This is a genomic window from Dyadobacter crusticola DSM 16708 (assembly GCF_000701505.1).
GTDB lineage: Bacteria > Bacteroidota > Bacteroidia > Cytophagales > Spirosomataceae > Dyadobacter > Dyadobacter crusticola.
On the sequence record NZ_JNJB01000008.1, the window covers coordinates 272,823 to 298,224 of the forward strand.

The following is a 25,402-nucleotide window of genomic DNA, read 5'->3' on the forward strand; positions in this document are numbered from 1 at the left end:
TAGAAACAACAAAATCCAGCTATTCTGTGAATAGCTGGCAAAAAAATACCTGCCGCTTTGCTCAATAGAGAAAAGCAGCAGGTGTTTTCGATGTGAATTGCCGGGAATATTTGAATACTTCTGAAACCACCTTATCGGAAGGAGTCCGGGTGATTTTGTTCATCTGTGTCTGGATCTCCAAAGAATCCAGGTAGAAGTTCATCAAATTATCGTCAAGCGCAAGCGCCTCAACAATCAGTTCATTTTCATTCTCTGTTGTCTCGGCATATAAATACCTTACAACATCATCGTAGGTAAAAGTTTTTGTCATACTGTGGGGCACGTTGGTTAAATTGCTTACGCAGGTTTATCAACGCGTAACGCATTCTCCCCAATGCCGTATTAATACTCACCCCCGTGGCATCTGCAATTTCCTGAAAGCTCATGTCCTCATAGTGACGCATGATCAGTACTTGCTTCTGCACATCGGGTAACCGCTGGATCATCTCCCGCAGTTGTTCATGTGTTTCCTGACGAATCTGGATTGACTCAACGGAATCCTCCGAAAAATCCAGCGTATTAAAAACACTGCTTCCATCTTCGAACACTACATTGGGGTAGCGTTTATCGCGTCTGAAATAATCAATGGCGAGATTGTGTGCGATCCGTATAATCCATGGCAGGAATTTGCCTTCATCGTTATATCTACCTCCCTTTATCGTATCGACGGCCTTAATAAATGTATCCTGTAATAAATCCTCGGCTACATACTGGTCCTTAACAATTAGATAAATAGTGGTGTATATTCTTGATTTGTGGCGCTGGACGAGTTTTTCGAAAGCTTTCTCATTCCCGCGGATATACAACGTCACCAACTCACTGTCGCTAACTTGGACTTTCTCCATTTTTATTATTCGATTTAGTTAACGTAGAGCGGTTCGTCGATATTGTTTCTCCTTTCTGTCTGGTGAAAAAATTGAAGTATTATCTGTATTTCAAATTATACGAATCAAAGAAATAGATTTAGCAAATAATTTGCAAATGTTTGAGTTTCTTTTTTTTCGAAATCGATTTTCATTAACACATGTTAACAACTAAGCAGCTTTTTGCGCACTAATAGCAATTTACCACGTATATATGTCCCTTTTAAAATATTTAATAGAACTTATCATATAAATATACGCTTAACCCGAGGAGATCGACTTATTTGTCCGCATTATCTTTATTGTGTAGCTCACAAAAATCGAAATTTAACTTTTTTAATAAATATTGAACTTTTCCCAGAATGAAGTACAAGCATATTTTTTTCGATCTGGATCACACGCTATGGGATTTCGATAGAAATTCATCCGAGTCCCTGGAAGAGATTTTCCATAAGCTCACACTCCAGAACCATGGAATAAGCTCAATGGAAGATTTCATACAATGTTTTCTGAAAGTCAACCTGTCTTTATGGGACTTATTTGATCGCGGGCAGATTCACCACACCTATATACGTCAGAACAGATTTCGTCTTGTTTTTGAAGATCTGGGCATTCAGTGTCCGGAAAATCATGAAGAAATCGGAGAATTATATCTGAACACCCTTCCCGATAAGAAGCATTTGCTTGAAGGCGCGCTTGATCTGCTCAATTATGCTTTAAATGCAGGCTACCGAATGCACATTATCACCAATGGATTCAATGAAATCCAGGCAAGAAAGCTCGCCGGTTCTCAGATCGGACACTTTTTCGAGAACGTGATTACCTTCGAAACTGCCAGTGCCAAGAAGCCCGACCCGAAAATTTTCGAATTCGCATTGAATGCGGCCCAGGCTACTCCTGAAGAATGCATGATGGTCGGTGACAACTGGATCGCCGACATTTTGGGCGCAAAACAAATGGGAATTGATACTGCCTACCTTAATCCCGCAGGATTGCAATTTGACGAAAGCCCAACTTACGATATCAGGAGATTGGAAGAGCTCCTGCTTATTTTATAATAATCAATAAGCAAACAACACCGGATTGAACTCGCTGTTAGCCAGGCCGCCGACAGGTCGGGATAAAAGCCAGGTTTCCCAGTCTGCCTGCTGGTACTCATTTCTGGGCTGCGCCACTTTCTGATCCTGGTCCATGTAAATCATTGTCATTACCCTACGCGGACTTCCCGAAGTATTGGCTCCGGCCCTGTGAAACAGCCAGCCTGCGTGAAAGCTGACTTCCCCAAGATCAAAGGGCGTTTCGTTCAGTTCAAATTGCTTTAACGCCTCATTCATCAGCGCCTCACTTTCATCACTGATTTCCAAATTGCGTCCAATTTCAACGTGATGGCTCTTTTCTGCAAATGCAAGCGGGCCCATTTCCATTGATGTCGCTTGAAGCGGTATCCAAACTGTCGCCGTTTTCGGTGAAGAGAGCGGCCAGTAAAATTGATCTGCATGCCAAGGTGTGATACCACCTGATGATTCTTTGTAAAGCGCCTGGTCATGATATAACCTTACACCGGAAGTCTGCAGCAAGTCGGCGGCGATTTTTGCGAGCCTTTTAGAAAAAACGAACTCTTTCACTTCGTCACTCTCCCTCCAAAGATTCATCACCTGCAAAAAAGCGCGTTCATAGGTCGTGCGCTCTTCCATTGGCTTAGTGAGTTTATTAAGCTTAAAAACAAGTTCGGTGATCAATTCTCCGTAGTAGGCGAGCACACTTTCACTCAGCACATTTTTGAGCTTGACGTATCCGTAAGTATTGAAATGCGCGACAGCTTCGTCAGGAAGAATGAATGGTTCCGAAAGTTCGCTTTGAAGGAGATCGTGTTGCAGGTCAGTCATAGTCAGATCTTTATGATTACAAAAGATTTGACTTCCTGAAAACTACCTGGTCAATCCTGTTCGTAGAATTTGATTTTTTTCTCTCTCAAAAACTGTTTAATCACGTCCACATGCACGCATTGACCTACATTCAGGAAAGGATAATTGGATACTCTCCGCCGCTGCCCGTCAGATACCACTTCCCTATTAACCTGATCAAATCCAAGATGCAGGTGCCGCGTCGCACTTTGCATTCCGTAAATGGTTCCGTTCGGGTCAAAGAGCGGCCCGCCGCTTTGCCCCCGCAGCCCCGGCGTGCTCATTTCTATTCCGGTCACTTCACTACCTTCTCCAATGTGCCGGGTTATGATTCCGTCGATAGGAAAACTCGGTGTTTTTGAGCGACCCTCTTTGGTCCATTCAATATCGCCGGAAATTTTGTTGTATTGATAATTGGTAAATTCCGGAAAGGGATAACCTAGCCTGCACAAATACCTGCCTTGCTTTACAAGACGCGAATCTTTCAGGAATTGCGCATAACCCTGGTACTGCACAGACTCAAATTCCCGAAACTGTATAATTGCGAGATCCTGCGTGGGGTGCAGATGTATCGTCATCGCTTTATAGGCAGAGACGCATTGAATGAAATTGAAGAGCACGCGAATCGGATTGGCGGCAGAGATCTTGTATTTACTTTCAAGATTTGCCCGCTGCGTCTCAAAACCAGGATCTTTCTCGAACTTTCTAAGTTCTCCCCTGAATTTGAGATAATTCTCGTAGATGGAATTGGCGTATAGTATCTGACGCGCTACGTGCCTGCAGGTAATCGCAAAACCGTCTTCGTTTACAAAAAATAAGGTAGCTGTGCCAGGTACAATGTCGCTGCCCGTGTAATACCGGAATATAAAATGGATCGGGCGGGTAAACTGGTCTACTTTCTCAATGGCTCCAACAAACATGCCGGCAAAGGTAGCAAACCAATCCTATTTGTGTAGAAAAGGAACAACGGCTTCTGTCTGGTCCCAGCTGAGGATCATATTTACACCATTTGGAATTTCCTCGAAGTAAATGTCAAACAGCTCCTGCACCGAGGAGCGAATGCGAATGGGAACCTCTACACGAAGTACATCTTTCCCGTCCTTATAATTTGTTCCCCATTGCCCTACCTCCGAGTTCAGGATGATCTTCCAGCTTCCCTGGCCGGGAACGGAGTAGAGGGAATAGGTACCAGCCTCTATAGGCTTTCCAGCAATTGTAAGTCCCTCGCCGATCTCAATGAGAGTTGCTTCATTTGCACCCGTTCTCCAGACCTTCCCATAAGGCAGCAAAGCATTGTCTTGTTCGCGCCCAAAAATCAACCTCCCCTTCTTGCTCGGCTTGCTGTATGTGACTTTGATGTTAACCCCATTCTTACTTGTTTCAGCAACAGCCTCGGGACTGAATGACTTGGTATACATTCGCATACCGATAAACCCGATTAGCCCAGCAATAATAACAATCAAAACGATCAGCAGAGGTTTTTTCATAGAATCAGGGGCAAACGATTTTGTAGAATGTGTAGCTTACCGAAAGTCTAATATAGTAATAGTTATCTTTCAGCGAAGGGTCTCCCTGCTGTAATTTGTCTGTGTTCACTGGCTTTCCTCCCAAATCGTCCAGGTAATCTGTAAAAGTCTTTCGCGCACCATATTCCAGACCGATATTCCAGGGACGCCGGATCTGATATTTGATACCAACGCCGTAGGGCAGAATGAATGAGGATGTTTTATAATCGCTGGTTTTGGTTTGAGGATTAAACCTGGAATAGCCTACTCCACCAAAAAGATACGGGCTCCAGTTGACCGCAAAACGGCGATCCTGGAAATTGAGGAAATTGTATTCCGCTACTGCGCTGCCCTCAAAGATTCCTGATCTGAAAGATTTATTGCGCGCAACCTGAAACGGGTCCTTGCTGTGCTTGTCGCTGGCGCTGATAACCCCTGCTGCTACCTCAGCCCGCAGCGATAGTGCCTGACTGGGATTGTAACGGAAAAACAAGCTCCCCCCCGGCTTAATGAAGCGGAGCCGCTGCGAAGGTGAGATATCCCCTTTATAATTGAACGCGCCAACACCACCGCCTAGCTCAATTTTCTGAGCGATTACGGAATTGATCGGGACAAAAAAATAAATACCTGCTGCCAGAAGGTAAAGCAAGTATTTATCAATTCTGTTTAGAAATATTGATTTCAATGTGTGCTTCTTATTTAAGCGGAGGACATTTGATCTGCGAAGGCAGCATGTAATTCAGGTGGATCATGCCGAAAAGGTAATTGTCGGTTAATGTAGGACTGTTTCCACGCGTTGTTCCCGGTGCCGCAAAGCCCGTGGCCGGAAGCGCTGCAAAAGGATCATTTGCTTCAACCTGATAATTAACTTGTAAAAACTTGGTCAAAGCTTCGGTACGATCTGCTCCCTTCCTGACTGCTACCCTCTCGGTAGTTCTGTTTGACAATGCCAGTGCAAGTGGGTTGTCCGCGAACACTGCTGGGTCAGCATAATTCCCGTGCGCATCATCAAGGTAGTCCGTAAAAGTCTTTCTGAAACCTAGCTCTACCGAAACATCAAACCGCTGATTGATTTTATACCGCAATCCTACTCCGACCGGTATAGCAAATTGAACAAGTGAATACGGCTTGGCATAACCTTCATTCCCTTGCCCCTCTGTACCAAGCGGCTGCAACTTAACCCAATCCCCATTTAATGAATCCAATGCTTTCGGATTATGCGCCGTTAATGCTACTCCTGCAAAAAGATAGGCTCCAAACTGAGGTCTTCTGTCATAACTTCTGTTATCAGGAATAAGCTTGAAGATACCTTGTACAGAAAACTCTTTTAAATCATTCCTGAAATGCAGGTTGCGGGCATAAAAGATATTTGTTTCGTATTTAGGCTTGCGGTTCATTATGTAGTCGTCACCAGCAATACGTCCGTAAGTGAAACTGGCCCTTGCTGCCAAACGTGGTGTAAAGTGTCTCGTGTAATTTGCCCCGGCGCTCCAGCGCATCATGTTGAATACAGATGCAAAGTGTCGTCTATATGGAGCGAAATCACCGAAGTAGCTGGATGTACCTATGCCAACGCCTGCTGTAGAGTAAGGGACGAAAATGCCTCTGCTTTGCGCACTGGCTTCCTTTCCTGTTAATAAAAGTCCAAAAGTCATGATCACTGCCAGCGCCCCCGGTACTCTTTTGAATTCAAAATGTCTACGCATTTTCAGATCGTTTTTTTGCAAAAATAGGATAGTTGTCGGTTTTATTACGGCTTCAACACCATTTCAACGTATTTACCATGGATTTATTTGTGGGAGGGAATTTTTTTAAAACGGACTACCGCCGATCGATTTTCAGTGTGCGGAAAACGAATACCGGAGCTTGAACAGTGCATTAACACACGTCCTAAATTGTGAAGGCCGCAAAAACTTTGTTATCATTGCAGACTAAAAAAGATCCAGGAAATGATTACGAGTCACAATCTCAGGTTTTCGTATTCTCCACAAAAAACATTCCAATTTCCTGATATCAATTGCGGTGACAAGGAAACTTTGCTGATCTTAGGCCAATCCGGAAAGGGTAAAACCACATTGCTCCATCTCCTCGCATTACTCCTCCGGCCCGAATCCGGGGAAGTGTCTGTTGCCGGGCGGTCTATCAGCCACCTCGAACCTGAGCAGATTGCATTGATCAGGGCAAAAAACATAGGGATCATTTACCAGCGGGCTCATTTTGTAAGTGCATTGACAGTAATCGACAACCTGCTGTTATCCAATTTCCTTGCAGAAAAGGCGCAGGATAGGAAAAAAGCGATTTTCCTGGCCAATGAACTGGGCTTTGCCGAACACTTGAACAAGAAAACAGCACAACTCAGTCAGGGAGAGCAGCAGCGGGTAAGTATCGCGCGTGCATTGATGAACGAACCCAATGTGATCCTGGCCGACGAACCAACTTCCAACCTGGATGATATCAATTGCCAGCGCGTTATCGATTTACTCAAAACGCAGTCGGCCCTGATAGGTGCAAGCCTGGTGGTGGTTACACACGATCAGCGGCTGAAAGATGAATTTTCCAACCAGGTGATTTTATAACGGATCAAGGCTGTTTCTTTTGGCAGCAAAAATCAAAGCAATGAACCTTCTCAAGATCAGCATCGCCAATATCAAAGAAAAAAAGCTTAACAGCTTCCTGAGCGCACTTTTGCTTGCACTGGGTATCGGGATGATCTCGTTGCTTCTGCTTCTGAACAAGCAGCTCGATGAACAATTCCGCAAAAACATCAAGGGTATTGATATGGTTGTGGGCGCGAAAGGCAGCCCGCTGCAGCTTATCCTGTCAAGCATTTATCAGATCGATGCGCCAACAGGCAATGTCCCGCTGGCAGAAGTGAATGCATTGAGAAAAAATCCCTTTGTTAAAACAGTGATCCCGCTCTCTATGGGAGATAATTTTCAGGGATTCAGGATAGTGGGGACCACACCTAAATACATTGAACACTATAAAGCCAAGATCGGCGAAGGCCACATATATAATGCATCCATGGAGGTAACGCTGGGGAGCAAAGTGGCGCGGGTTTCAGGGCTGAAAATCGGCGATACTTTCGCGAGCTCCCATGGGCTGGATGGTGCAGGCGATGTACACGGGGACCGTAAATACAAAGTCACCGGCATTTTTCAGCCAAGTGGCTCGGTAGTAGATCAATTGATCCTTACCAGATTATCCAGTATCTGGGATATCCATGATCACGAAGGACCCACAGCTGAAAAGCACGAGAACCATTCTGAAGAACAGGCAGGTGGCGAGCCCGACGAAGATGGACGGGATGTTACCAGCGCATTAATCCAGTTCCGTAATCCAATGGGTTTAATGACGATCCCGCGGCAAATCAACCAGAATACCTCCATGCAAGCCGCATTGCCGAGTATTGAAATTAACCGCCTTTTCTCGCTGCTGGGCGTAGGCATCGAGACATTAAGGGCGATCGCCCTCATCATAATTACCATTGCTGGTGTGAGTGTTTTTGTGTCGCTTTACAATTCCCTGAAAGAGCGCAAGTACGAAATGGCATTGATGCTTTCTCTCGGCGCTACACGAACTTTCCTTTTTCTGATGCTTCTTATCGAAGGCTTGTTCCTGGCGGTTATCGGCTTCTTTTCCGGCATTATCCTCAGCAGGGTCGGGTTGTGGTTTTTCTCAAAAGCAGCTGAACAGGATTTCCATTATACGCTGGGCAAGTTCGCACTGCTGCCTGAGGAAATTTATCTTCTTTTTGCCGCTCTCGCTGTTGGCGCAATCGCGGCGGCGCTTCCTTCGGCTGGAATTTACCGGCTGAATATATCCCGCACACTGGCGGAGGAATGATAATCTGCTTAAATTTGTTTATCAGGTTCAATCCCTTTTAAATAGAAGAGCAATGAAAGCTTTGAAAGCAACCATACTATTTTTTTGCATTACAACACTACTTGCATTTAAGCCGGCCAACGAGCCTGTGAAGGTGACCTGGGAAACTTTGCGCGATGTGACTTTCAAGAAAAAGTGGTATGCCGAAGAATCCATTTACATGCTCCATCCCACTTTCGGGCCAAGTGTTCAGAAGTTGAAAAACCAGCAGGTAGCAATTACAGGCTACATTCTGCCCATTGATCTGGACGCAAATCTGTATGTACTTTCTGCATTCCCATTCAGCGCGTGCTTCTTTTGCGGAGGCGCAGGACCGGAAACTGTCATGACGCTTAATTTTAAAAAGAAAGATGGGCGGAAGTTCAAAACCGATGAGCGGCTTACTTTTACGGGTACATTGAAGCTGAATGCAGACGATATCTACCAGATGAACTACATTCTGGACGGCGCAGAAATCGCTAACTGATACCGATCAATCGCCAGATGCCGGAGATAAAAAAGAGCACAAGACCAATCGGTGTCAACACCTTCCAGCCTAAATACATCAGCTGATCTACGCGGAGGCGTGGCAAAGTCCACCGTGCCCACATTTGCAGTAGGATACCGAACATGGCCTTACTCAAAATCCAGAAAAGACCTGTAATGTAACCAAACCAAGTCCCAGGTTCTCCGCTTGTCCATTCTGCCAGGCGGAGCGGCCCAATGTTTGGCAAAGGTGTATTCCAGCTTCCCAGAAAGAGAATTGCGCCCAGCAGCGATACCAGCAACATCATTCCATATTCAGAAAGCATAAAGAGCGCCCAGCGCATTCCGGAATATTCTGTGTGAAAACCGGCTACTAACTCGGATTCGCCTTCTGGTAAGTCAAACGGTGCGCGGTTACATTCAGCCAATGAGGCTATGAAGAATATGACGTAAGCTATTAACAAGAAAGGATTCCGGATGATATTCCAGGTCAGGAACCCGCCTATCTGGGTTACATCTACGCCCAATTGTTTCATTCCAAAAAGGTAAACCGGGTCTGGCGAGTAAATACCTTGCTGAAAGCTGATTACCTGCAAGTCAAGCGTTTGCGTCAACATTACTACACAAAGGATTGAAAGGCCCAGTGGAATTTCGTAGGAAATAATCTGTGCTACCGCGCGCATTGCGCCGAACAATGCAAACTTATTATTCGAACCCCAGCCGGCCATTAACAACCCGACAACATCCACCGAGACAATTGTCAAAAGAAAGAAAACACCGACTGCTGCGTCTGAACCTGCAAGCTCCGGAGCGAGCGGAACAACCGCGAAACCTGCGAAAACGGAGATGAAAATGATAAATGGCGCGATCAGGAAGAGACGCCGGTCAGCTGCTTTGGGAACAATATCCTCTTTCTGCAATAGTTTGAGCAAATCTGCAAAAAGCTGCAAAAGCCCCCACTTACCTACCTCCATCGGCCCCATTCTATCCTGAATGAAAGCGGATACCTTCCTCTCAAGGTATACGCCGATCACCACGAAGCCGGGTACCAGCAGCAGGAAAATGATAAGGGTAAATGGCATTAAAGGCTAGTTGAGTTAACTGGATTTGGCAAAAGTAAATAAAAACTATTCTACTTTGTCCGGCTGGCCGCTATAACCCGACTCCTGCAGGATCCGGCTCGCATTTTCAATCTCCATTAAATCAACAATGGATATATCCTTGTTTTCTTTCATAAATACACTGACAATGCGCCACCCTACCCACCGGGCAATAGCACCTGGTACTTTCTGTCCGATTTCAGTTGTAAATGGCCGCTCTTCGATGAACTTGCGTTTTTGCAGTACATTCTTTTCATACAAAAGCTTGCTCGCAATGAAATAAGCCCAGATATCCTGCTGACTGTTATAGGTCTTTCTCAGAATATCCTCCGAGTAGCCGATAATGAGGCTCTGCGGTGTTCCGGGCATCATGTATCTCACAAATTCGTAGCCTTTTCCATAGCCGATCATATCTGCAAGTAAAGTCTGATCGCCAGGGCTTATCTTATTGAACCTGTTTGAAATAAAGAAAATGATAGAAGGAACAATGTACTCTTTCTGGTAGCGGCGTAACTGATAGTCAAATACGTCGGGGCGGTACATTGCATTCGGGCCGCCAAAATAGTCGAGACCGATGATGATCAGAGAGTCTGATATATAAAGATCATTTCCTGCAAAACCCGAAACCATAAACTCGACTTTCGGTGCTTGGAATTTGGGGTAATAGTATTTAATGTGTTTGAAAGCTTTGGTCAGGGAATCTACAATCACGGCTTGCCGGTCGCCGATCAGTGAATCAAGCTGTGTCTTAAATGTCCTGAAATCCTGATTTTGAAGAATATTGAACAGATAACCTGCCAGCTTACCAGGCTCAACCGGCGCTTCAGAAAAGTAATACCTGCCTAAATGCGGATGTTTGTTCAAAAAATTTTGTACTTCTGTCTGCGATTTACAAGCAAATAGCTCCTCGTCTAGGTTTTCAGAAGTAACCTTTAAATCTATATCACTGATATCAGCAACAGCTCTGTTGTCGGGCTTACAGGAAAATGAAAAGGCTGCCAGCAGGGCAATAAGACTGATTTGTTTTAAATAAACCATTCGACTATCGGAAATATAATATGTCAGGTGAAGCTTCAAAAGTAGAAAAAAAACGAATAGGCATTCTAGGCTGCGGTTGGCTGGGGATTTCACTAGCACAACGTTTGCTTGCTGATCCTATTACATTGCAAATCAAATGCAGTACTACGTCCGAATCCAAGCTCGCTAAATTCAATGCCCTCGGGCTGGACGGTTTTTTGCTTGATCTTACTCCCGGTTTTTCGGCAGATGCTGAAAAGCTAAATGCATTCTTTGACGTGGATTCACTGGTCATCTCTTTGCCACCGCGTTCCAGTCAGAATGACCCTGGTTTTTATGCACAGCAAGTACAAGCAGTGGTAGCAGCGATCAGGGTATCTCAGGTTAAAGAAGTCCTTTTTATTAGTTCAACCAGCATTTACCCCGACCTGAACCGGATTGTTACCGAAGATGACGTAACTACACCGGAAGAATCAGCATATCCCGAAATGGTGCAGGCTGAGAACTTAATAACTTCTTTGCGGCCGGAATGCACCGCGAGTATTCTCCGCTTCGGCGGGCTGCTTGGCTACAACCGCATTCCCGGGAAATATGTGAAGGGAAAGAAAGATATGACTACGGGAACGGTCCCTGTCAACTACATTCACAGGGACGATGGCGCCGCGATTATCCTGGCGATGCTCCAACAGGGCGTTAGCAATGAAACTTTCAACATAGTAGCCCCGCTTCATCCAACCCGTAGCGAAATCTATATTGCTACCTGTGCTCAATTCGGCTGGGAAGCACCCACATTCGCCGAAGGACCGCAAGTTGATTTTAAGATTATTTCAAATAACAAATTGACCGAGAGCTACCGGTACAACTTTATATATCCGGATCCATTACATTTCTTCTATTCCCTGGAAGATCCTCTTTGAGGATACCAAAGGCATAAAACCCGCAAGAAGCTTCTCTGCGGGTTTTATTATGATATAACCAAAAAAGCAATTATTGGGCGCCCAATAGTTCTGTCAGCTTGCTTTCAAGAGCAGGCCCCCTCAGGTTTTTAGCGATGATCTTTCCGTCTTTATCAACGAGAAAAGTAGCTGGTATCGCATTCACCCCGTAGGTTTGCGCTACGCCGGAATTCCATTTTTTCAACTCTGATCCGTGTTGCCATTTCAGATTGTCTTTTGAAATCGCAGTTTTCCAGGCTTTCTCATTATCGTCTAGCGACACTCCATAGATATCAAAACCTTTGTCTTTAAACTTATCATACATTCTGACCACATTGGGATTTTCCATTCGGCATGGTCCGCACCAGGAAGCCCAGAAATCGATCAGTACATACTTGCCACGAAGCGAAGACAATGAAACCGGTTTTCCCTCCGGGCTATTGAGTGTAAAATCAGGCGCTTCCTGACCGATTGATACACCTGCAAAACGCTTTACTTGGCCAATAAAACCTTTGGCCAGTGTAGGAGTTGGCTGTACCTTTTCATAATCATCGGCAAGCTTTTTCAATGTTTCAATATCCGTTTCCGGATTTAGAAAGTTGTTTGCCGCGAACAAGGCAACCAGCGAAGTGCCCATCTCTGGCAGCATCGATTTGATAGCCGTCAAACGTTCCTGATCTGCCTTTGTGAAATTCTGCTGGATCTCAGCTATTTTCTTGGTATCCTTTTTCTCTTCTGCGGCTGCATATTCTTCATTCCAAACCGTCACCTTGGCTGCAAAAGACTGCATCAGCTTGTCAAGCTGCCCATAATATTCCATGTTTTTAGAACCGGACACCTCGGCTTTTCCACCATTACCTTTGGCATCCCGGGTGGTACCATCTGCCTGTACATTCAAATTTTCGCCACCTTCAACAAGAAGAACTACTTTCTGACGGTCGGCAATGTTGAGCGTAAAAAAACTGCCCCGGTCTCTTTCTGTCCCTTTTATCGTAAAACTGCCATCAGCAGCCAATTGGGTCGAATCGAGCTTAACCGAAGATCCGGCAGCTGTGGACTTGGCAAGTATAACCTTCTCACCTTTCGCACCATTTTTAACTTTGCCAGTTACTGTAAAATCCTTTGGATCAAGCTGCTGCGCCCAGGATTGTACCCCGGCGACGAGCAATACAGACAATATACTACCTTTTAAAAACCCCTTCATAAGCCTGAGAATTTCTGTTAAGAAACTATTTTATGATAATTTTTGCGCCAGCAACTGGTTTACCAGCTTAGGATCAGCAGTATTGTTTGATTTTTTCATTACTTCTCCAACAAACAACCCGATCAACCCCTTTTTGCCTTTCCGGTAAGCTGATACTTTGTCTGGCATTGAATTAATTACCTCTTCTACCAACGATTCCAGCTCGTTTGTATTGCTGTTTTGCAGCCAGTTATTAGCTGATGCAATTTCCTTTGGCACGCTCTGCGGCTCAGTAAGCAGAAGCGGAAATATCTTTTGCGTCGCTACCGAGTTACTCACCGTACCCGACTCTGATAGTTCGATCAGATCTGCCAGGGTTTGCGGACTGATTGGGAACAGTGCGATATTTCCGCCATTCTCATTCAGAAATGACTTTACAGGTCCCATTAACCAATTAGAAACAGCTTTGTAAGCCGACGTTTTACTGCACACTGCCTCGAAATAATCCGCGATCTCTTTGGTATCCGTCAGCACCATTGCGTCGTAAGCAGGGATACCATATTGATTTACAAATTTCTCCCTTAATTCATGCGGCAATGCAGGCATGCTACTCTTTATCTCGTTTAGCCACTCTTCCGAAATTACCACCGGAGCCAGGTCCGGATCAGGGAAGTAACGGTAATCGTTCATCGTCTCTTTTACGCGCATTCCATACGTCTGACCATTTTCTACGTCAAACATCCGGGTTTCCTGCTGTACAGTCCCTCCGCTTTCCAGCAATGCAACCTGCCTTCTTTCTTCAAAACTGATCGCCCGCATCATATTCCGGATCGAGTTCATGTTCTTGATCTCGACCTTGGTACCATACTGCTCGGCGCCATGCTTCCTTACCGACACATTTACATCGCAACGCAGCGAACCTTCTTCCATATTACCGTCGCTGATACCAAGGTAGCGAACGAGCCGGCGTATCTCGGTAACAAAAGCGCCAGTTTCCTCTGCTGACCGCAAATCCGGCTCTGATACCATTTCTACCAATGGAGTTCCCGCACGATTATAATCCAGCAAGGTTTCAACCTGATCGCCTTCGTGAACAGATTTTCCTGCATCTTCTTCTAAGTGAATGTGGTGGAAACGTATTGTCTTTTCAGTCGCCTTTCCTGCGGGATCCTTAGTCGAAATGGTCACTCCTCCATTTTCACAAACGGGCTTTTTATCCTGCGAGATTTGGTATCCTTTTGGAAGATCCGGGTAAAAGTAATTTTTACGGTCAAAAACAGTCTTTCTGCTGATAGAGCAGCCGCACGCTAGCCCCAGCCGAACTGCATATTCCACTGCTTTTTTATTGATTTTAGGAAGTGTTCCAGGCAATGCAAGTGTCAGCGGACCAATATTCGTATTCGGTTCTGTTCCAAAAAGATTGATATCCCGGGTAAAAAGCTTGGATTCCGTCAACAGCTGGCAGTGTACTTCCAGCCCGATCACCGTTTCATAAGTGGCTAGAAGTTCATCTGTGATATCAGCGGGTTGCAGGGTAGTTGAAGTCATAATCAGTGATAAATGCTATATAAAGATATGCATACGGGCCGTCCATAGCATGAACGGCCCGCAGATTAACGGCTTTGAAGTCCGTATTATAATGAATTGATCCAGTTGGCAATCACTGCAATGTCCGCTTTTGGAACATGAGGCATAGGTGCCATTGGAGGAAATCCGGGCCAATGCTCAGGTTTCGGGCTGTGTACGAGCGCGACGATCTCGTCAACCGAATATTTCTTTTTAGCTACATCCGAATAAGCCGGACCAATTACTTTATCATAAGCCTGGTGGCAGGCAAAACATGCATGTTTGTTCAACAAGGCTGAAACATCTGCAGGTACTGGCTTTCTTTTCGGAGCAGCTGCTGCTGCCGGAGCCTCTGCCGCAGGTGCTGCAGCTGCTGCTGTATCACCGCCATTCGCAGCACCGCCCGCCGCGGGAGCAGCAGGTGTTGCTGACGGCGCCGGAGCTGCCGCCGCTACCTCAGGTTGATTTTTTCTGTCGTTAGCCAGCTTTACAAGCGCTGTTTCCTCTCTTGACTTACTGCCTGAACCATAATAATGGTCGTATTTATCACGATCTTCTTTTGAAGAGCAGCCTGTAATGAAGTAAACTGCCAAGGCCATAACCGCCAAAGAAGTGCTTTTACTGATTGTCATTGTTTTAAATTTTAAAATTTTCCGCCAGATTAAGGATTGTATGCAAACATCCACACGAAGAAAGCATGTTTGCTTCATATTTCCTTCATTCAGGCGGCAGAAATTAGATTTTCCAGACAAGTTTGTACAAGTTACGGGTTTGTCTGACAATCTGTTAAGCAATGGGTTGTTTTGTAAAAACGTCTAAAATTTCTACCGATATTTTTGACTTGATTATTGTGTTTAAATTAAATGTTGTTACTTTTGCACTCCTGTTTGTAAAAATGATTTAAAGCAATGGCTAAGAAAGGTAATAGAGTGCAGGTTATATTGGAATGCACAGAACAAAAAGATAGCGGTGTTCCAGGAATGTCACGTTACGTGACTACAAAAAATCGCAAGAATACGCCAGGCCGTATGGAATTGAAAAAGTTCAATTCTTTCCTGAGACGATATACTATACATAAAGAGATTAAATAAGTTTCAAAACTTTAACGATATACAGACATGGCAAAGAAAGTAGTTGCTACCCTGAAAAAAGAAGGCGGTAAAGCATTCGCGAAAGTGATCAAAGCCGTGAAATCTCCTAAAACAGGAGCTTATACCTTCAAAGAAGAAATCGTACCCCTTGATGGTGTTCAAGGTGCATTGAAAAACTAGTCTTCGACTGCGCTCAGACTGACAATTGCCTTCGAGTATTGTCAGCCTGAGCGCAGTCGAAGACCAGGCTTTAAACATCGAGTTACTAAAAAGTCCCTTTCGGGACTTTTTTTGTTTTATTTTTGATCCATTAACATACTTGGATTATGAGTTTATTCGGCTTTTTTTCAAAGGAGAAAAAAGAAACACTAGATAAAGGCCTTGAAAAAACCAAAGACAGCTTCTTTGGCAAACTTTCACGCGCTATTGTCGGCAAAACCACGATTGATGAAGATGTTCTCGATGAGCTGGAAGATATTCTGGTAAGTTCCGACGTAGGTGTTGAAACCACAGTGAAGGTGATCAAACGCATTGAAGAGCGCGTGGCGCGGGACAAATATGCAACTACGGCGGAGCTTGACAGCATTCTACGGGAAGAGATAGCAGCCTTGCTGACAGAGAATAAATCCGTTGATATCAAAGACAGTTTTGAGACACAGCACCTGCCCAAACCCTACGTGATCATGGTGGTAGGTGTGAATGGGGTCGGTAAAACAACCACCATCGGAAAGCTCGCACACCAGTTTCACCAGCGCGGCCACAAAGTTGTTTTAGGCGCAGCAGATACATTTCGCGCCGCGGCAGTGGATCAGCTGAAACTTTGGGGGAAAAGGGTTGACGTACCCGTCATCGATCACGGTATGAATACCGATCCTTCTGCAGTTGCTTATGACGCATTAAAAAAGGGCGGGGAAATAGGCGCCGATGTGATTATCATTGATACCGCAGGCCGCTTGCATACGAAAGTCAATCTCATGAACGAGCTTTCAAAGATCAAACGGGTAATGCAGAAAATCATCCCTGACGCGCCGCATGAAGTTTTGCTCGTGCTGGACGGAAGTACCGGGCAGAATGCAGTAATCCAGGCACGCGAGTTTACCAAAGTCACTGAAATTACTGCCCTGGCAATTACCAAATTGGACGGAACAGCCAAAGGTGGCGTGGTAATCGGTATTTCAGACGAGTTTAAAATTCCGGTGAAGTACATTGGTGTCGGCGAGAAAATGGATGATTTGCAGGTATTTGACAGAAGCGAATTCGTAGATTCTTTGTTTAAGAAAATTGGATAGTGACCAATTGGGAGACCTTTATTCTAGTAGTAATTGCGCTGGGCGGAAGTGCAGGGCCACTCTTGGCCGTGGTAATTATTGGAGCCCGCCAAAGCAATGAAATCTACAAAGTCCTGAAAGAGCCGCGGGCTTATAAAACTACAATCTCCTATTTCTTTTTAACCACCGACATCTTTTTCGCATACCTGTTCACCTTGATGGCAGGTTTTACCACTAAGACTCTGTTTAATCTGGATGTTTATCCCTCAAACGGCGATTGGCGAGCATACCTGATGCTTTCTCTGCTGGTATTGACTATGCTTTTTTTCGCTGCCTGGATTCAGATTTTGTATATCAATCACTGGAAGCATTCGAAAAAACTGATAATCACTTTTGAGCCTGCTACTAAAACAGTTTGGGTGGAGAAAGACGAACAAGAGTATGTCCTCAGAGAAGATACCATTGAAAGCGTGGAATGTTATAGCAACCAGGGGTCGAAGTTTCTGTTTCAATACTATAAATTTAACCTGACCGGCAACGCCAGTTTTTACATCTCGGGTCAGGCTAAAGGTGTACCGGCAATCATGGAATACTTCAAGAAAATTCCGGTCAAACTTTACAGGCGCAGGTATCCGCTCATGCCCTGACCTCGTATTCTGATATTTTTTCCCGAACTTTGCAGCCCATTTTGTAGTTCATAATCAACTACTTCGCTGGTGACAGCATCCATTCAATTTTCCATTCAAAAAGTAAATAGCTAAAAGCTGACCGCTAATAGCTAATCCCAATGAAAACCAAAGGAATAGTAAAAAACAAAGTCAACATCGTAACACTGGGTTGCTCCAAAAACCTGGTTGACTCGGAAGTTTTGTATACGCAGCTCAAAGGAAACGGTTTTACCGTTGCCCACGAGTCGAAAAAAGATGATTCGCAGATTGTAGTAATCAATACTTGCGGATTCATCGATAATGCCAAAGAAGAATCTATCAACACTATTTTACGCTATGCTGATGCGAAGGCGGCGGGAATGGTGGATAAAGTATATGTTACCGGCTGTTTGTCGCACCGCTACAAAGATGAACTTTCGGTAGAAATCCCGACTGTTGACGCCTGGTTCGGTACTAATGAACTGCCCCGATTGCTCAAAACGCTTAAAGCAGATTATAAACACGAGCTCGTTGGCGAGCGTTTGCTGACAACACCCACACACTACGCTTACCTGAAAATAGCAGAAGGCTGCGATCGTCCATGTAGTTTTTGTGCGATACCCATTATGCGCGGCGGCCACATTTCCCGTCCGATTGACGAGCTGGTAAAAGAAGCAAAGTCACTTGCAAAAAGAGGTACCAAGGAGCTGATCCTCATCGCACAGGACCTGACTTACTATGGTCTGGATATTTACAAAAAAAGAAACCTTTCCGACCTGATTGCTCAGCTTTCGGATGTTGAAGGAATCGAATGGATCAGGTTGCAATATGCTTACCCGGCTGGCTTTCCAATGGACATTCTGGACATCATGAACGAGCGCAGTAACGTTTGCAAATACCTCGATATGCCGCTGCAAACGGGCTCAACAGAGATATTGAAGTCAATGCGGAGAGGAATTACACGCGAAAAAACAGAATCCCTGATTTATAGTATCCGCGACAAAGTGCCCGGAATCGCATTGCGTACTACATTGATCGTCGGTCACCCGGGAGAGACGGAATCTCTGTTCGATGAAACTTATGATTTTGTGGAGAAAATGCGTTTCGATCGTCTGGGCGCATTCCAGTATTCACATGAGGATAATACCCATTCATTTACAATGGAAGATGACGTTCCTTCCGAGATCAAACAAGAACGTGCCGACGCCATTATGGAATTGCAGCAGGGTATCTCTTACGAATTGAACCAGAACAAAATTGGCAATACTTATAAAGTGCTGTTCGACCGGAAAGAAGGCGGGCATTTTATTGGCCGGACTGAATTTGATTCACCGGAAGTGGACAATGAAGTACTGGTACCAGCCAGTCAGTACGTGCGTTTAGGCGATTTTGCAAATGTAAAAATCAATGCAGCAGAAGAATTTGATTTGTACGGAGATATTGTTTCCTGATTTTTTCGCCTTCTTCCTGTGTTTTTCGATTTGCCTTTTAGATTTTTGTAGAAATAATAATTAAAGAAATGTTACAAAGAATACAGACTGTTTTTTTAGCCATTACCATCGTAGGAATGGGTTTATTCCTAGCATTCCCGATCTGGAGTAAAATTGCACTTTCAGGCGATGAAAGTGCCATATTGACTGCGACGAAACTGACGCACCAGGTAGATCCGGTGCAAGCAAACATTCAACCCGTATACTACCTGATCATTTTAGCGATTCTGGTGGCCGGTGTGGCTGCTTACGCCGTTTCTCAATATAAAAACCGCGTTTTACAATCTGCACTTTGCGCTGTGAACTCGATTCTGATGACAGTTATAATGGGACTTGTTATTTACTTCACTTTCTACAAAGCGGCTAAATTGTTTGATCCTGAATTGCCTGGCAAATACGATTTCGGCTTCTATGGACTCGTAGGCGCAATGCTCGCCAATGTTTTTGCAAATCGTTTTATCCGCAAAGACGAGCGTACAGTGCAGCAATCAAAGCGTTTCAGGTAGACCTTTTGTCACCCTGAGCGCAGTCGAAGGGCAGGTACAACAATCAAACCAATCCTTCGCGCAGCAGATCATGCAGGTGGACGAACCCGAGTACTTCATTGTTTTCGACCACAATTACCTGGGTGATACTCCGGGACTGCATGATTTCCAGCGCATTCACAGCGTACTCATCCGGTGAAACAGTCACGGGAGTGGCTGTCATAATATCACTTGCTTTGAGGTCAAGCAGCTCTGTGCCTTTGTGCTCTTTGAGCATTCGGCGCAAATCGCCGTCGGTGATAATCCCAGCCATTTGATTTTCAGCTTTCACTACCGCCGTAGCGCCCAGCCTTTTTGAAGTCATTTCGAGGATAACTTCCTGCAAAGAAGCCTTTTCAGCAACCTTGGGCATTGCATTGTGCGGGTATATGTCGCATACTTTCAGGTAAAGTCGCTTGCCTAATGCGCCTCCGGGGTGGTATTTGGCAAAATCGTCGTGTGTAAATCCCCTCGCTTCAAGTAAACAAATCGCCAATGCGTCTCCAAGCGCCATCGTGACAGAGGTACTTGTAGTAGGTGCCAGGTTCAACGGGTCGGCTTCTTTCGCTGCGTATGCATTTAGAACGAAATCGGCATTTCGGGCGAGATAAGAATCTCTGTTGCTGACCATTGCAATCATTTTTACACCCGTTCTTTTTACAAGCGGAACCAACACTTTAATCTCCGGCGTATCCCCGCTTTTTGATATTACAAGCACGGTATCATTATCCTGGATCATACCCAGATCTCCGTGAATCGCATCGGCAGCGTGCATGAACAAAGCGGGCGTTCCCGTTGAGTTTAAAGTAGCTACGATTTTCTGCCCTACAATTGCGCTCTTGCCTATTCCTGAAATCACGACACGCCCTCCCGAATTTAAAATAGCATATACGCAGCTTTCAAATTCATCATCAATCAGTTCAATAATTGTATACAAAGCTTCTGCCTCTTGCCGTATTACTTCTTTTGCTATTGACTGGATATTTTTTATTAATTTCAAATCTGAAACACAGTTTAAAGGGAATACAATTGTGGATATTCAATTCAAAAACAAAGATATAGAAGTTTGGAATAACCATTTTGTTAACAGAGTATGGTAAAGCAGGTTGATCATGTCGTACTAGACACGTTAAAAGAAAAACTCAAAGAAATATTTGGATATAGTCAGTTCCGGGGAGACCAAGAGGTAATTATTCAAAACATACTTCTTGGCAAAAATACATTCGTTATTATGCCTACCGGAGCAGGCAAATCTCTTTGCTATCAACTACCTGCCCTGGTCAGCGATGGACTGACGATTGTTATTTCACCTCTTATTGCATTGATGAAAAATCAGGTCGACCAGCTTACCGCGTTCGGCATTAATGCACAGTTTTTGAATTCCACCTTGACAAAGGCTGAAATGACGCGCGTGAAAACAGACGCGCTCGATGGAAGCCTCAAACTGCTTTATATTGCCCCTGAATCGCTGACCAAAGAAGATAATCTTGATTTCCTGAAAAGGGTGAAAATATCCTTTGTTGCGATTGATGAGGCACATTGTATCTCCGAATGGGGCCACGATTTCAGACCTGAATACCGCCGGATTTACGGCATTATCGAAAATATCGGCCAGCTTCCCATTATTGCATTAACCGCAACTGCCACCCCGAAAGTGCAGCAGGATATCCGGAAAAACCTGCAAATGGAAGAGGCAGAAACCTTTAAATCTTCATTCAACAGAAAGAACCTTTACTACGAAATACGCCCGAAAAAGGACGTCAAAAAGCAGCTGATCCGGTATATCCGCAACAATAAAGGCAAATCTGGTATTGTGTATTGCCTGAGCCGTAAAACCGTTGAAGAGGTAGCAGAGTTGCTGAATGTAAACGACGTACGTGCATTACCGTACCACGCCGGGCTCGACAGTAATACCAGAATGGCAAACCAGGACGCATTTCTGAATGAAGAATGCGATGTGATTGTGGCTACGATTGCTTTTGGAATGGGGATCGATAAGCCGGACGTTCGTTTTGTGATCCACTACGACGTGCCCAAATCACTGGAAGGTTATTACCAGGAAACCGGACGCGCAGGTCGCGATGGATTGGAAGGTAACTGCCTGATGTTCTACAGCTACGAAGACATTCAGAAGCTCGAAAAGTTTAACAAAGACAAAACCGTTACCGAGCGGGATAATGCGCGCCATTTGCTGAATGAAATGGTAGCTTACTCTACACTCGGTGTTTGCCGCAGGCGCCAGCTGCTCAGCTATTTTGGTGAGTACCTCGAAAAAGACTGCGGGTTCTGCGACAACTGTGTTAAGCCGACTGAAAAGACCAAGGTTCAGGAAGATATAATCCTTGTTTTAAAAGCTGTGTCACAAACCGAGCAGCGCTTTGACTGTGAACATATTGCAGATCTTCTGACAGCTACTGAAAACCAGTACGTGAAAAGTTATGAGCACGATCAGCTGGAAGTTTATGGAAAAGGTCTGGAACTGAATGAATCCCGCGAATACTGGATATCAACGATCCGCCAGCTTGTTATTTTCAATTACCTTGAAAAAGACGTTGAAAACTATGGCGTGATCCGGCTGAGTGCAAAAGGAGCAAATTATCTGAATGATCCTTACCAGGTTACTTTACATAAAGACCATAATTTCGAGGAAGAAGAGGTCAAACCGGAAGACGACGACAAAGAAGCCGCCACTACCGGGGGAAGCGCCCACGCGTATGACGAAGCTTTGCTTGGAATGCTCAAAGCACTTCGCAAGAAGGTAGCCAAAGAGAAAAACCTGCCTCCCTACGTTATTTTCCAGGATCCGTCTCTGGAAGAAATGGCGACTACTTATCCTACTACCCAGCAGGAAATGGCGCAGATTAATGGCGTTGGAATGGGGAAAGTGCAGAAGTTTGGCCGGCAGTTTATTGATCTGATCACAAGATATGTTGAGGAGAATGAGATCGAAACTGCGAAAGATGTGGTTATTAAGTCGACTGTAAACAAGTCGAAGATCAAGATTTTCATCATTCAACAGGTTGACCGTAAAGTAAGTCTGGATGAAATCGCCGAAGTGAAAGACCTGGAACTGGCGGATGTGATCGAAGAAGTTGAACATATTTGCTACTCGGGAACGAAGCTGAACCTGGATTACTATATCAATCAGGTGATCGATCGCGAAAGGCAACAGGATATATATGATTATTTTATGACGGCCGAAACTGATAACATTGCCGTTGCGCTCGACGAATTTGCAAACGACGAAATCAGTGAGGAAGAATTGAGGCTGATGCGTATTAAGTTCTTGTCAGAGCTGGCTAATTAAGCACTGGTGAAACGATCCGTACCAACCAACAATTGATTTTTTTAACCAACTTATGAACATACTTATATTGGGATCCGGCGGGAGAGAACACGCTTTTGCCTGGAAAATCTCCCAAAGCCCTCTTTGTGACAGCTTGTTTGTAGCGCCCGGAAACGCCGGTACGGCAAGTGTAGCAACGAACCTCTCTATCTCTTACAATGATTTTGATGCAATCGCCGATGCAGTGATCGGACATAAGATCGAGCTCGTGATCGTAGGCCCGGAAGAGCCGCTCGTGAATGGGATTGTCGATTATTTTGAATCAAAAGAAACACTGGCGCACGTGAAGATCATCGGTCCGAACAAAGCGGGCGCACAGCTGGAAGGCAGCAAGGATTTTTCCAAAACATTTATGCAGAAATACGGAATTCCAACCGCTTCTTCCAGAACTTTCACTGCGGAGACACTTGAAATTGGTTTGGAATACCTGGAAGCACACCCGCTGCCGATTGTATTGAAAGCTGACGGACTGGCTGCCGGAAAAGGTGTTATCATTGCCGAGAAATTTGCCGAAGCAGAAACTGCTTTCAGGGAAATGCTTTTGGATAAAAAATTCGGCGACGCTGGCAATAAAGTAGTTGTTGAGCAATTTTTAAAAGGAATTGAGCTTTCCGTTTTTGTGTTGACAGACGGAGAGCATTACAAAATATTACCTGAGGCAAAAGATTACAAACGCATTGGCGAAAACGATACAGGCCTGAACACCGGCGGAATGGGCGCAGTATCACCGGTAACTTTCGCCGACGCGAATTTTCTCAGAAAAGTTGATGAAAAAGTGGTCAAACCGACGCTTAATGGGCTAAAAAGCGAAGGCATCAAATATGTCGGTTTTATTTTCATTGGATTAATGAATATAAAAGGCGAACCTTACGTGATTGAATACAATGTCCGTATGGGTGACCCTGAGACAGAAGTGGTCATTCCGCGGATCCAATCGGACCTGGCTATGTTAATGGCCTCGACAGCAAAAGGAACGCTGAATGATTTTGAAATACAAATATCACCGCAGGTAGCAGTGACAACAGTTGTTGTTTCCGGCGGATATCCTGGTGATTACGAAAAAGGAAAGGTGATTACCGGAAGTGAAAAAGTAGAAGACGTATACTTATACCATGCTGGCACTACTTTTAATGCAGATGCTGAAATTGTGACGAATGGAGGCAGGGTTATGGCATTGACCGGCCTGGCCAATTCACTCGAAAATGCGGTACATAAATCGCAGCGTGCAGCGCAGGTTGTACAGTTCGAAGGAAAATATTTCCGTCACGATATAGGTGTTGATTTAATACGTTATAACGATTGATGAGGAGGAGTAACTATGGGATGCGGATCATGTTCATCCGGGGGATGCGGTACCGGCGGTACAGCAGTATCCGGATGTGGAAGTAAAGGGAATTGCGGAACCGGAGGATGTAACAAAATGAATGTCTTTGACTGGCTCAGCCACATGGACGTTCCTGCTGGTCAGCGCTTTGACGTTGTCGAGGTGAAGTTCAAGGGAGGAAGAAAAGAGTATTTCCGCAATATCAACCAATTGGAATTTGTAACAGGCGACTATGTTGTCTGCGAAATGGCCTCGGGCCAGCATATAGGCACTATTTCCCTGCAGGGAGAATTGGTGAGGCTTCAGATGAAGCGAAAGAACGTGGTGATAAGCGATGATATGCACGTCATTTATCGCATCGCGACAGAGAAAGATCTGGACAAGCATACGCAGGCAATGGCGCGCGAAATGCCGACGCTTTATCGTACCCGCGAGATTATCCGGGAAATGAAGTTGAACATGAAATTGTCGGATGTGGAATTCCAGTCTGACAATACGAAAACTACGTTCTACTATTCTTCTGAGGAACGTGTTGATTTTCGGGAGCTGATTAAATCGCTGGCTTCTGAATTTAAGGTCAGGATTGAAATGCGGCAGATCAGTCTGCGTCAGGAAGCGAGCCGCCTCGGTGGCCTGGGGTCTTGCGGACGTGAACTTTGCTGCTCTACCTGGCTGACTGATTTCAAGAATATCTCTACTTCGGCAGCACGGTATCAAAATTTGTCACTGAATCCGGCTAAGCTTTCGGGTCAATGCGGCAGGTTAAAATGCTGCCTTAATTACGAGCTGGAAACTTACATCGATGCATTAAGAGATATACCGACGGTAGATGCGCCTTTGAAAACCAAAAAAGGAATTGCTACGCTCCAAAAAACGGATATCTTCAAAAAGATCATGTGGTTCGGGTTTGACAAGGATACCAACTGGTACCCGGTCGCAATCGACAAGGTGTTGCAGATTATCGATCTGAATAAAAAGGATATCATTCCTGAGTCACTCGAAATCCTGACGCCGGAGCCCGAAAAGAGCCTCGATAAAGGTGCTGGTAAATTGAACAGCGACCTTGAAAACCTGGATAAAAAATACAGCGAGGAGCAAAAGAAGAAAAAGAAGAAAAAGAAGAACAGGTCAGCACAAAACAAGAACAATCCGAACGCGCAGAACAAACCACAGGCTGCTTCACCAAACCAGCCCGCGAACAAGTAACTGCCCGGATTTTACGAATTATATAAGAAGTCAAGACTAAGCGT

The 25,402-nt window shown here is 44.9% G+C and carries 27 protein-coding genes; 14 read left to right on the forward strand and 13 right to left on the reverse strand.

Features of this window, described 5'->3' with window-relative positions:
- Positions 1-61: 61 nt before the first annotated feature.
- On the reverse strand, positions 62-310 hold the full coding sequence (locus Q369_RS0113840; protein WP_031528397.1) for a hypothetical protein: 249 nt from the start codon (positions 308-310) through the stop codon (positions 62-64).
- Positions 285-884 carry an RNA polymerase sigma factor gene (locus Q369_RS0113845; RefSeq protein ID WP_026632052.1) on the reverse strand — a complete coding sequence of 200 codons (600 nt, stop codon included), beginning with the start codon at positions 882-884 and terminating at the stop codon, positions 285-287. The genes Q369_RS0113840 and Q369_RS0113845 overlap by 26 nt, the downstream gene beginning before the upstream one ends.
- A gap of 380 nt (positions 885-1,264) precedes the next feature.
- Here Q369_RS0113845 and Q369_RS0113850 point away from each other — a divergent pair, with 380 nt between their 5' ends.
- Positions 1,265-1,960: a YjjG family noncanonical pyrimidine nucleotidase gene (locus Q369_RS0113850; RefSeq protein ID WP_031528398.1), complete on the forward strand. Its 696-nt coding sequence runs from the start codon at positions 1,265-1,267 to the stop codon at positions 1,958-1,960.
- A gap of 3 nt (positions 1,961-1,963) precedes the next feature.
- Here the strand turns inward: Q369_RS0113850 and Q369_RS0113855 are convergent, their stop codons facing one another.
- Genes Q369_RS0113855 through Q369_RS0113875 form a run of 5 tightly spaced genes read right to left on the reverse strand, consistent with a single transcriptional unit; the run spans position 1,964 to position 6,017 of the window.
- Positions 1,964-2,788 (reverse strand): phytanoyl-CoA dioxygenase family protein, encoded by an 825-nt coding sequence (locus tag Q369_RS0113855; RefSeq protein ID WP_031528399.1) that lies wholly within the window; start codon positions 2,786-2,788, stop codon positions 1,964-1,966.
- Between the two features lie 50 nt (positions 2,789-2,838).
- Positions 2,839-3,726, reverse strand: a complete 888-nt coding sequence (locus Q369_RS0113860) for a trypsin-like peptidase domain-containing protein (protein ID WP_031528400.1) — start codon at positions 3,724-3,726, stop codon at positions 2,839-2,841.
- A 24-nt stretch (positions 3,727-3,750) separates the two neighbouring features.
- On the reverse strand, positions 3,751-4,293 hold the full coding sequence (locus tag Q369_RS0113865) for a DUF2911 domain-containing protein (RefSeq protein ID WP_031528401.1): 543 nt from the start codon (positions 4,291-4,293) through the stop codon (positions 3,751-3,753).
- A 4-nt stretch (positions 4,294-4,297) separates the two neighbouring features.
- A complete protein-coding gene (gene porG, locus Q369_RS0113870) occupies positions 4,298-4,996 on the reverse strand; it encodes a type IX secretion system protein PorG (protein WP_229206834.1) in 699 nt (232 codons plus the stop codon).
- 10 nt (positions 4,997-5,006) lie between these two features.
- Positions 5,007-6,017, reverse strand: a complete 1,011-nt coding sequence (locus Q369_RS0113875) for a DUF6089 family protein (protein WP_229206835.1) — start codon at positions 6,015-6,017, stop codon at positions 5,007-5,009.
- 243 nt (positions 6,018-6,260) lie between these two features.
- Between Q369_RS0113875 and Q369_RS0113885 the strand changes: the two genes are divergently transcribed.
- From Q369_RS0113885 to Q369_RS0113895, 3 genes are read left to right on the forward strand one after another with little or no spacing between them, the layout of a single operon-like run.
- On the forward strand, positions 6,261-6,887 hold the full coding sequence (locus Q369_RS0113885) for an ABC transporter ATP-binding protein (RefSeq protein WP_031528404.1): 627 nt from the start codon (positions 6,261-6,263) through the stop codon (positions 6,885-6,887).
- Between the two features lie 40 nt (positions 6,888-6,927).
- Positions 6,928-8,157, forward strand: coding sequence for an ABC transporter permease (locus Q369_RS0113890; RefSeq protein WP_031528405.1), 1,230 nt, complete (start codon positions 6,928-6,930; stop codon positions 8,155-8,157).
- Positions 8,158-8,209: 52 nt separating this feature from the next.
- A complete protein-coding gene (locus Q369_RS0113895) occupies positions 8,210-8,662 on the forward strand; it encodes a YEATS domain-containing protein (RefSeq protein WP_031528406.1) in 453 nt (150 codons plus the stop codon).
- Here Q369_RS0113895 and Q369_RS0113900 read toward each other — a convergent pair.
- Positions 8,655-9,743 carry a complex I subunit 1/NuoH family protein gene (locus Q369_RS0113900; RefSeq protein WP_031528407.1) on the reverse strand — a complete coding sequence of 363 codons (1,089 nt, stop codon included), beginning with the start codon at positions 9,741-9,743 and terminating at the stop codon, positions 8,655-8,657. The two genes, Q369_RS0113895 and Q369_RS0113900, sit on opposite strands and share 8 nt — an antisense overlap.
- A gap of 45 nt (positions 9,744-9,788) precedes the next feature.
- Complete coding sequence (locus Q369_RS0113905; protein WP_031528408.1) at positions 9,789-10,799, reverse strand: gliding motility protein GldB-related protein; 1,011 nt, start codon at positions 10,797-10,799, stop codon at positions 9,789-9,791.
- Between the two features lie 20 nt (positions 10,800-10,819).
- On the opposite strand from Q369_RS0113905, the gene Q369_RS0113910 reads away from it, so the two are divergent.
- The gene (locus tag Q369_RS0113910; protein WP_031528409.1) at positions 10,820-11,695 is read left to right on the forward strand and encodes an NAD-dependent epimerase/dehydratase family protein; all 876 of its coding nucleotides are present in this window, start codon (positions 10,820-10,822) and stop codon (positions 11,693-11,695) included.
- A gap of 70 nt (positions 11,696-11,765) precedes the next feature.
- Here Q369_RS0113910 and Q369_RS0113915 read toward each other — a convergent pair whose 3' ends face one another.
- The 3 genes from Q369_RS0113915 to Q369_RS0113925 form a co-directional block, all read right to left on the reverse strand.
- Positions 11,766-12,917, reverse strand: coding sequence for a TlpA disulfide reductase family protein (locus Q369_RS0113915; RefSeq protein ID WP_031528410.1), 1,152 nt, complete (start codon positions 12,915-12,917; stop codon positions 11,766-11,768).
- A 30-nt stretch (positions 12,918-12,947) separates the two neighbouring features.
- Entirely contained in the window at positions 12,948-14,444 is a 1,497-nt protein-coding gene (gatB, locus tag Q369_RS0113920) for an Asp-tRNA(Asn)/Glu-tRNA(Gln) amidotransferase subunit GatB (protein WP_031528411.1), read from the reverse strand.
- Between the two features lie 86 nt (positions 14,445-14,530).
- Entirely contained in the window at positions 14,531-15,094 is a 564-nt protein-coding gene (locus tag Q369_RS0113925) for a c-type cytochrome (RefSeq protein ID WP_031528412.1), read from the reverse strand.
- Positions 15,095-15,370: 276 nt separating this feature from the next.
- Between Q369_RS0113925 and rpmG the strand changes: the two genes are divergently transcribed.
- The 6 genes from rpmG to Q369_RS0113960 all read left to right on the forward strand — a co-directional run bounded on the left by rpmG (position 15,371) and on the right by Q369_RS0113960 (position 19,464).
- Positions 15,371-15,553: a 50S ribosomal protein L33 gene (rpmG, locus tag Q369_RS0113935; RefSeq protein WP_031528413.1), complete on the forward strand. Its 183-nt coding sequence runs from the start codon at positions 15,371-15,373 to the stop codon at positions 15,551-15,553.
- 27 nt (positions 15,554-15,580) lie between these two features.
- Positions 15,581-15,733, forward strand: a complete 153-nt coding sequence (locus tag Q369_RS28745) for a DUF4295 domain-containing protein (RefSeq protein ID WP_015813059.1) — start codon at positions 15,581-15,583, stop codon at positions 15,731-15,733.
- A gap of 146 nt (positions 15,734-15,879) precedes the next feature.
- The gene (gene ftsY / locus Q369_RS0113945; protein ID WP_031528414.1) at positions 15,880-16,842 is read left to right on the forward strand and encodes a signal recognition particle-docking protein FtsY; all 963 of its coding nucleotides are present in this window, start codon (positions 15,880-15,882) and stop codon (positions 16,840-16,842) included.
- Positions 16,842-17,468, forward strand: a complete 627-nt coding sequence (locus Q369_RS0113950; RefSeq protein WP_031528415.1) for a PH domain-containing protein — start codon at positions 16,842-16,844, stop codon at positions 17,466-17,468. The genes ftsY and Q369_RS0113950 overlap by 1 nt, the downstream gene beginning before the upstream one ends.
- A 140-nt stretch (positions 17,469-17,608) precedes the next feature.
- Positions 17,609-18,919 carry a 30S ribosomal protein S12 methylthiotransferase RimO gene (gene rimO, locus Q369_RS0113955; RefSeq protein WP_031528416.1) on the forward strand — a complete coding sequence of 437 codons (1,311 nt, stop codon included), beginning with the start codon at positions 17,609-17,611 and terminating at the stop codon, positions 18,917-18,919.
- Between the two features lie 68 nt (positions 18,920-18,987).
- Positions 18,988-19,464: a DUF4293 domain-containing protein gene (locus Q369_RS0113960; protein WP_031528417.1), complete on the forward strand. Its 477-nt coding sequence runs from the start codon at positions 18,988-18,990 to the stop codon at positions 19,462-19,464.
- Between the two features lie 43 nt (positions 19,465-19,507).
- Here the strand turns inward: Q369_RS0113960 and Q369_RS0113965 are convergent, their stop codons facing one another.
- Positions 19,508-20,482: a KpsF/GutQ family sugar-phosphate isomerase gene (locus Q369_RS0113965; protein ID WP_031528418.1), complete on the reverse strand. Its 975-nt coding sequence runs from the start codon at positions 20,480-20,482 to the stop codon at positions 19,508-19,510.
- 93 nt (positions 20,483-20,575) lie between these two features.
- Between Q369_RS0113965 and recQ the strand changes: the two genes are divergently transcribed.
- The 3 genes from recQ to Q369_RS0113980 all read left to right on the forward strand — a co-directional run bounded on the left by recQ (position 20,576) and on the right by Q369_RS0113980 (position 25,358).
- Positions 20,576-22,789, forward strand: a complete 2,214-nt coding sequence (gene recQ, locus Q369_RS0113970; RefSeq protein WP_031528419.1) for a DNA helicase RecQ — start codon at positions 20,576-20,578, stop codon at positions 22,787-22,789.
- A gap of 52 nt (positions 22,790-22,841) precedes the next feature.
- Complete coding sequence (gene purD, locus Q369_RS0113975; RefSeq protein WP_031528420.1) at positions 22,842-24,131, forward strand: phosphoribosylamine--glycine ligase; 1,290 nt, start codon at positions 22,842-22,844, stop codon at positions 24,129-24,131.
- A 117-nt stretch (positions 24,132-24,248) separates the two neighbouring features.
- Positions 24,249-25,358, forward strand: coding sequence for a PSP1 domain-containing protein (locus Q369_RS0113980; protein ID WP_229206836.1), 1,110 nt, complete (start codon positions 24,249-24,251; stop codon positions 25,356-25,358).
- The last annotated feature ends 44 nt before the right edge of the window (positions 25,359-25,402 follow it).

Bases quoted from the DNA above. Each gene is read 5' to 3' on its own strand.
- Q369_RS0113840 (WP_031528397.1), bottom strand. From the start codon at position 310: ATGACAAAAACTTTTACCTACGATGATGTTGTAAGGTATTTATATGCC.
- Q369_RS0113845 (WP_026632052.1), bottom strand. From the start codon at position 884: ATGGAGAAAGTCCAAGTTAGCGACAGTGAGTTGGTGACGTTGTATATC.
- Q369_RS0113850 (WP_031528398.1), top strand. From the start codon at position 1,265: ATGAAGTACAAGCATATTTTTTTCGATCTGGATCACACGCTATGGGAT.
- Q369_RS0113855 (WP_031528399.1), bottom strand. From the start codon at position 2,788: ATGACTGACCTGCAACACGATCTCCTTCAAAGCGAACTTTCGGAACCA.
- Q369_RS0113860 (WP_031528400.1), bottom strand. From the start codon at position 3,726: ATGTTTGTTGGAGCCATTGAGAAAGTAGACCAGTTTACCCGCCCGATC.
- Q369_RS0113865 (WP_031528401.1), bottom strand. From the start codon at position 4,293: ATGAAAAAACCTCTGCTGATCGTTTTGATTGTTATTATTGCTGGGCTA.
- Q369_RS0113875 (WP_229206835.1), bottom strand. From the start codon at position 6,017: ATGCGTAGACATTTTGAATTCAAAAGAGTACCGGGGGCGCTGGCAGTG.
- Q369_RS0113885 (WP_031528404.1), top strand. From the start codon at position 6,261: ATGATTACGAGTCACAATCTCAGGTTTTCGTATTCTCCACAAAAAACA.
- Q369_RS0113890 (WP_031528405.1), top strand. From the start codon at position 6,928: ATGAACCTTCTCAAGATCAGCATCGCCAATATCAAAGAAAAAAAGCTT.
- Q369_RS0113895 (WP_031528406.1), top strand. From the start codon at position 8,210: ATGAAAGCTTTGAAAGCAACCATACTATTTTTTTGCATTACAACACTA.
- Q369_RS0113900 (WP_031528407.1), bottom strand. From the start codon at position 9,743: ATGCCATTTACCCTTATCATTTTCCTGCTGCTGGTACCCGGCTTCGTG.
- Q369_RS0113905 (WP_031528408.1), bottom strand. From the start codon at position 10,799: ATGGTTTATTTAAAACAAATCAGTCTTATTGCCCTGCTGGCAGCCTTT.
- Q369_RS0113910 (WP_031528409.1), top strand. From the start codon at position 10,820: ATGTCAGGTGAAGCTTCAAAAGTAGAAAAAAAACGAATAGGCATTCTA.
- Q369_RS0113915 (WP_031528410.1), bottom strand. From the start codon at position 12,917: ATGAAGGGGTTTTTAAAAGGTAGTATATTGTCTGTATTGCTCGTCGCC.
- gatB (WP_031528411.1), bottom strand. From the start codon at position 14,444: ATGACTTCAACTACCCTGCAACCCGCTGATATCACAGATGAACTTCTA.
- Q369_RS0113925 (WP_031528412.1), bottom strand. From the start codon at position 15,094: ATGACAATCAGTAAAAGCACTTCTTTGGCGGTTATGGCCTTGGCAGTT.
- rpmG (WP_031528413.1), top strand. From the start codon at position 15,371: ATGGCTAAGAAAGGTAATAGAGTGCAGGTTATATTGGAATGCACAGAA.
- Q369_RS28745 (WP_015813059.1), top strand. From the start codon at position 15,581: ATGGCAAAGAAAGTAGTTGCTACCCTGAAAAAAGAAGGCGGTAAAGCA.
- ftsY (WP_031528414.1), top strand. From the start codon at position 15,880: ATGAGTTTATTCGGCTTTTTTTCAAAGGAGAAAAAAGAAACACTAGAT.
- rimO (WP_031528416.1), top strand. From the start codon at position 17,609: ATGAAAACCAAAGGAATAGTAAAAAACAAAGTCAACATCGTAACACTG.
- Q369_RS0113960 (WP_031528417.1), top strand. From the start codon at position 18,988: ATGTTACAAAGAATACAGACTGTTTTTTTAGCCATTACCATCGTAGGA.
- recQ (WP_031528419.1), top strand. From the start codon at position 20,576: ATGGTAAAGCAGGTTGATCATGTCGTACTAGACACGTTAAAAGAAAAA.
- purD (WP_031528420.1), top strand. From the start codon at position 22,842: ATGAACATACTTATATTGGGATCCGGCGGGAGAGAACACGCTTTTGCC.
- Q369_RS0113980 (WP_229206836.1), top strand. From the start codon at position 24,249: ATGAATGTCTTTGACTGGCTCAGCCACATGGACGTTCCTGCTGGTCAG.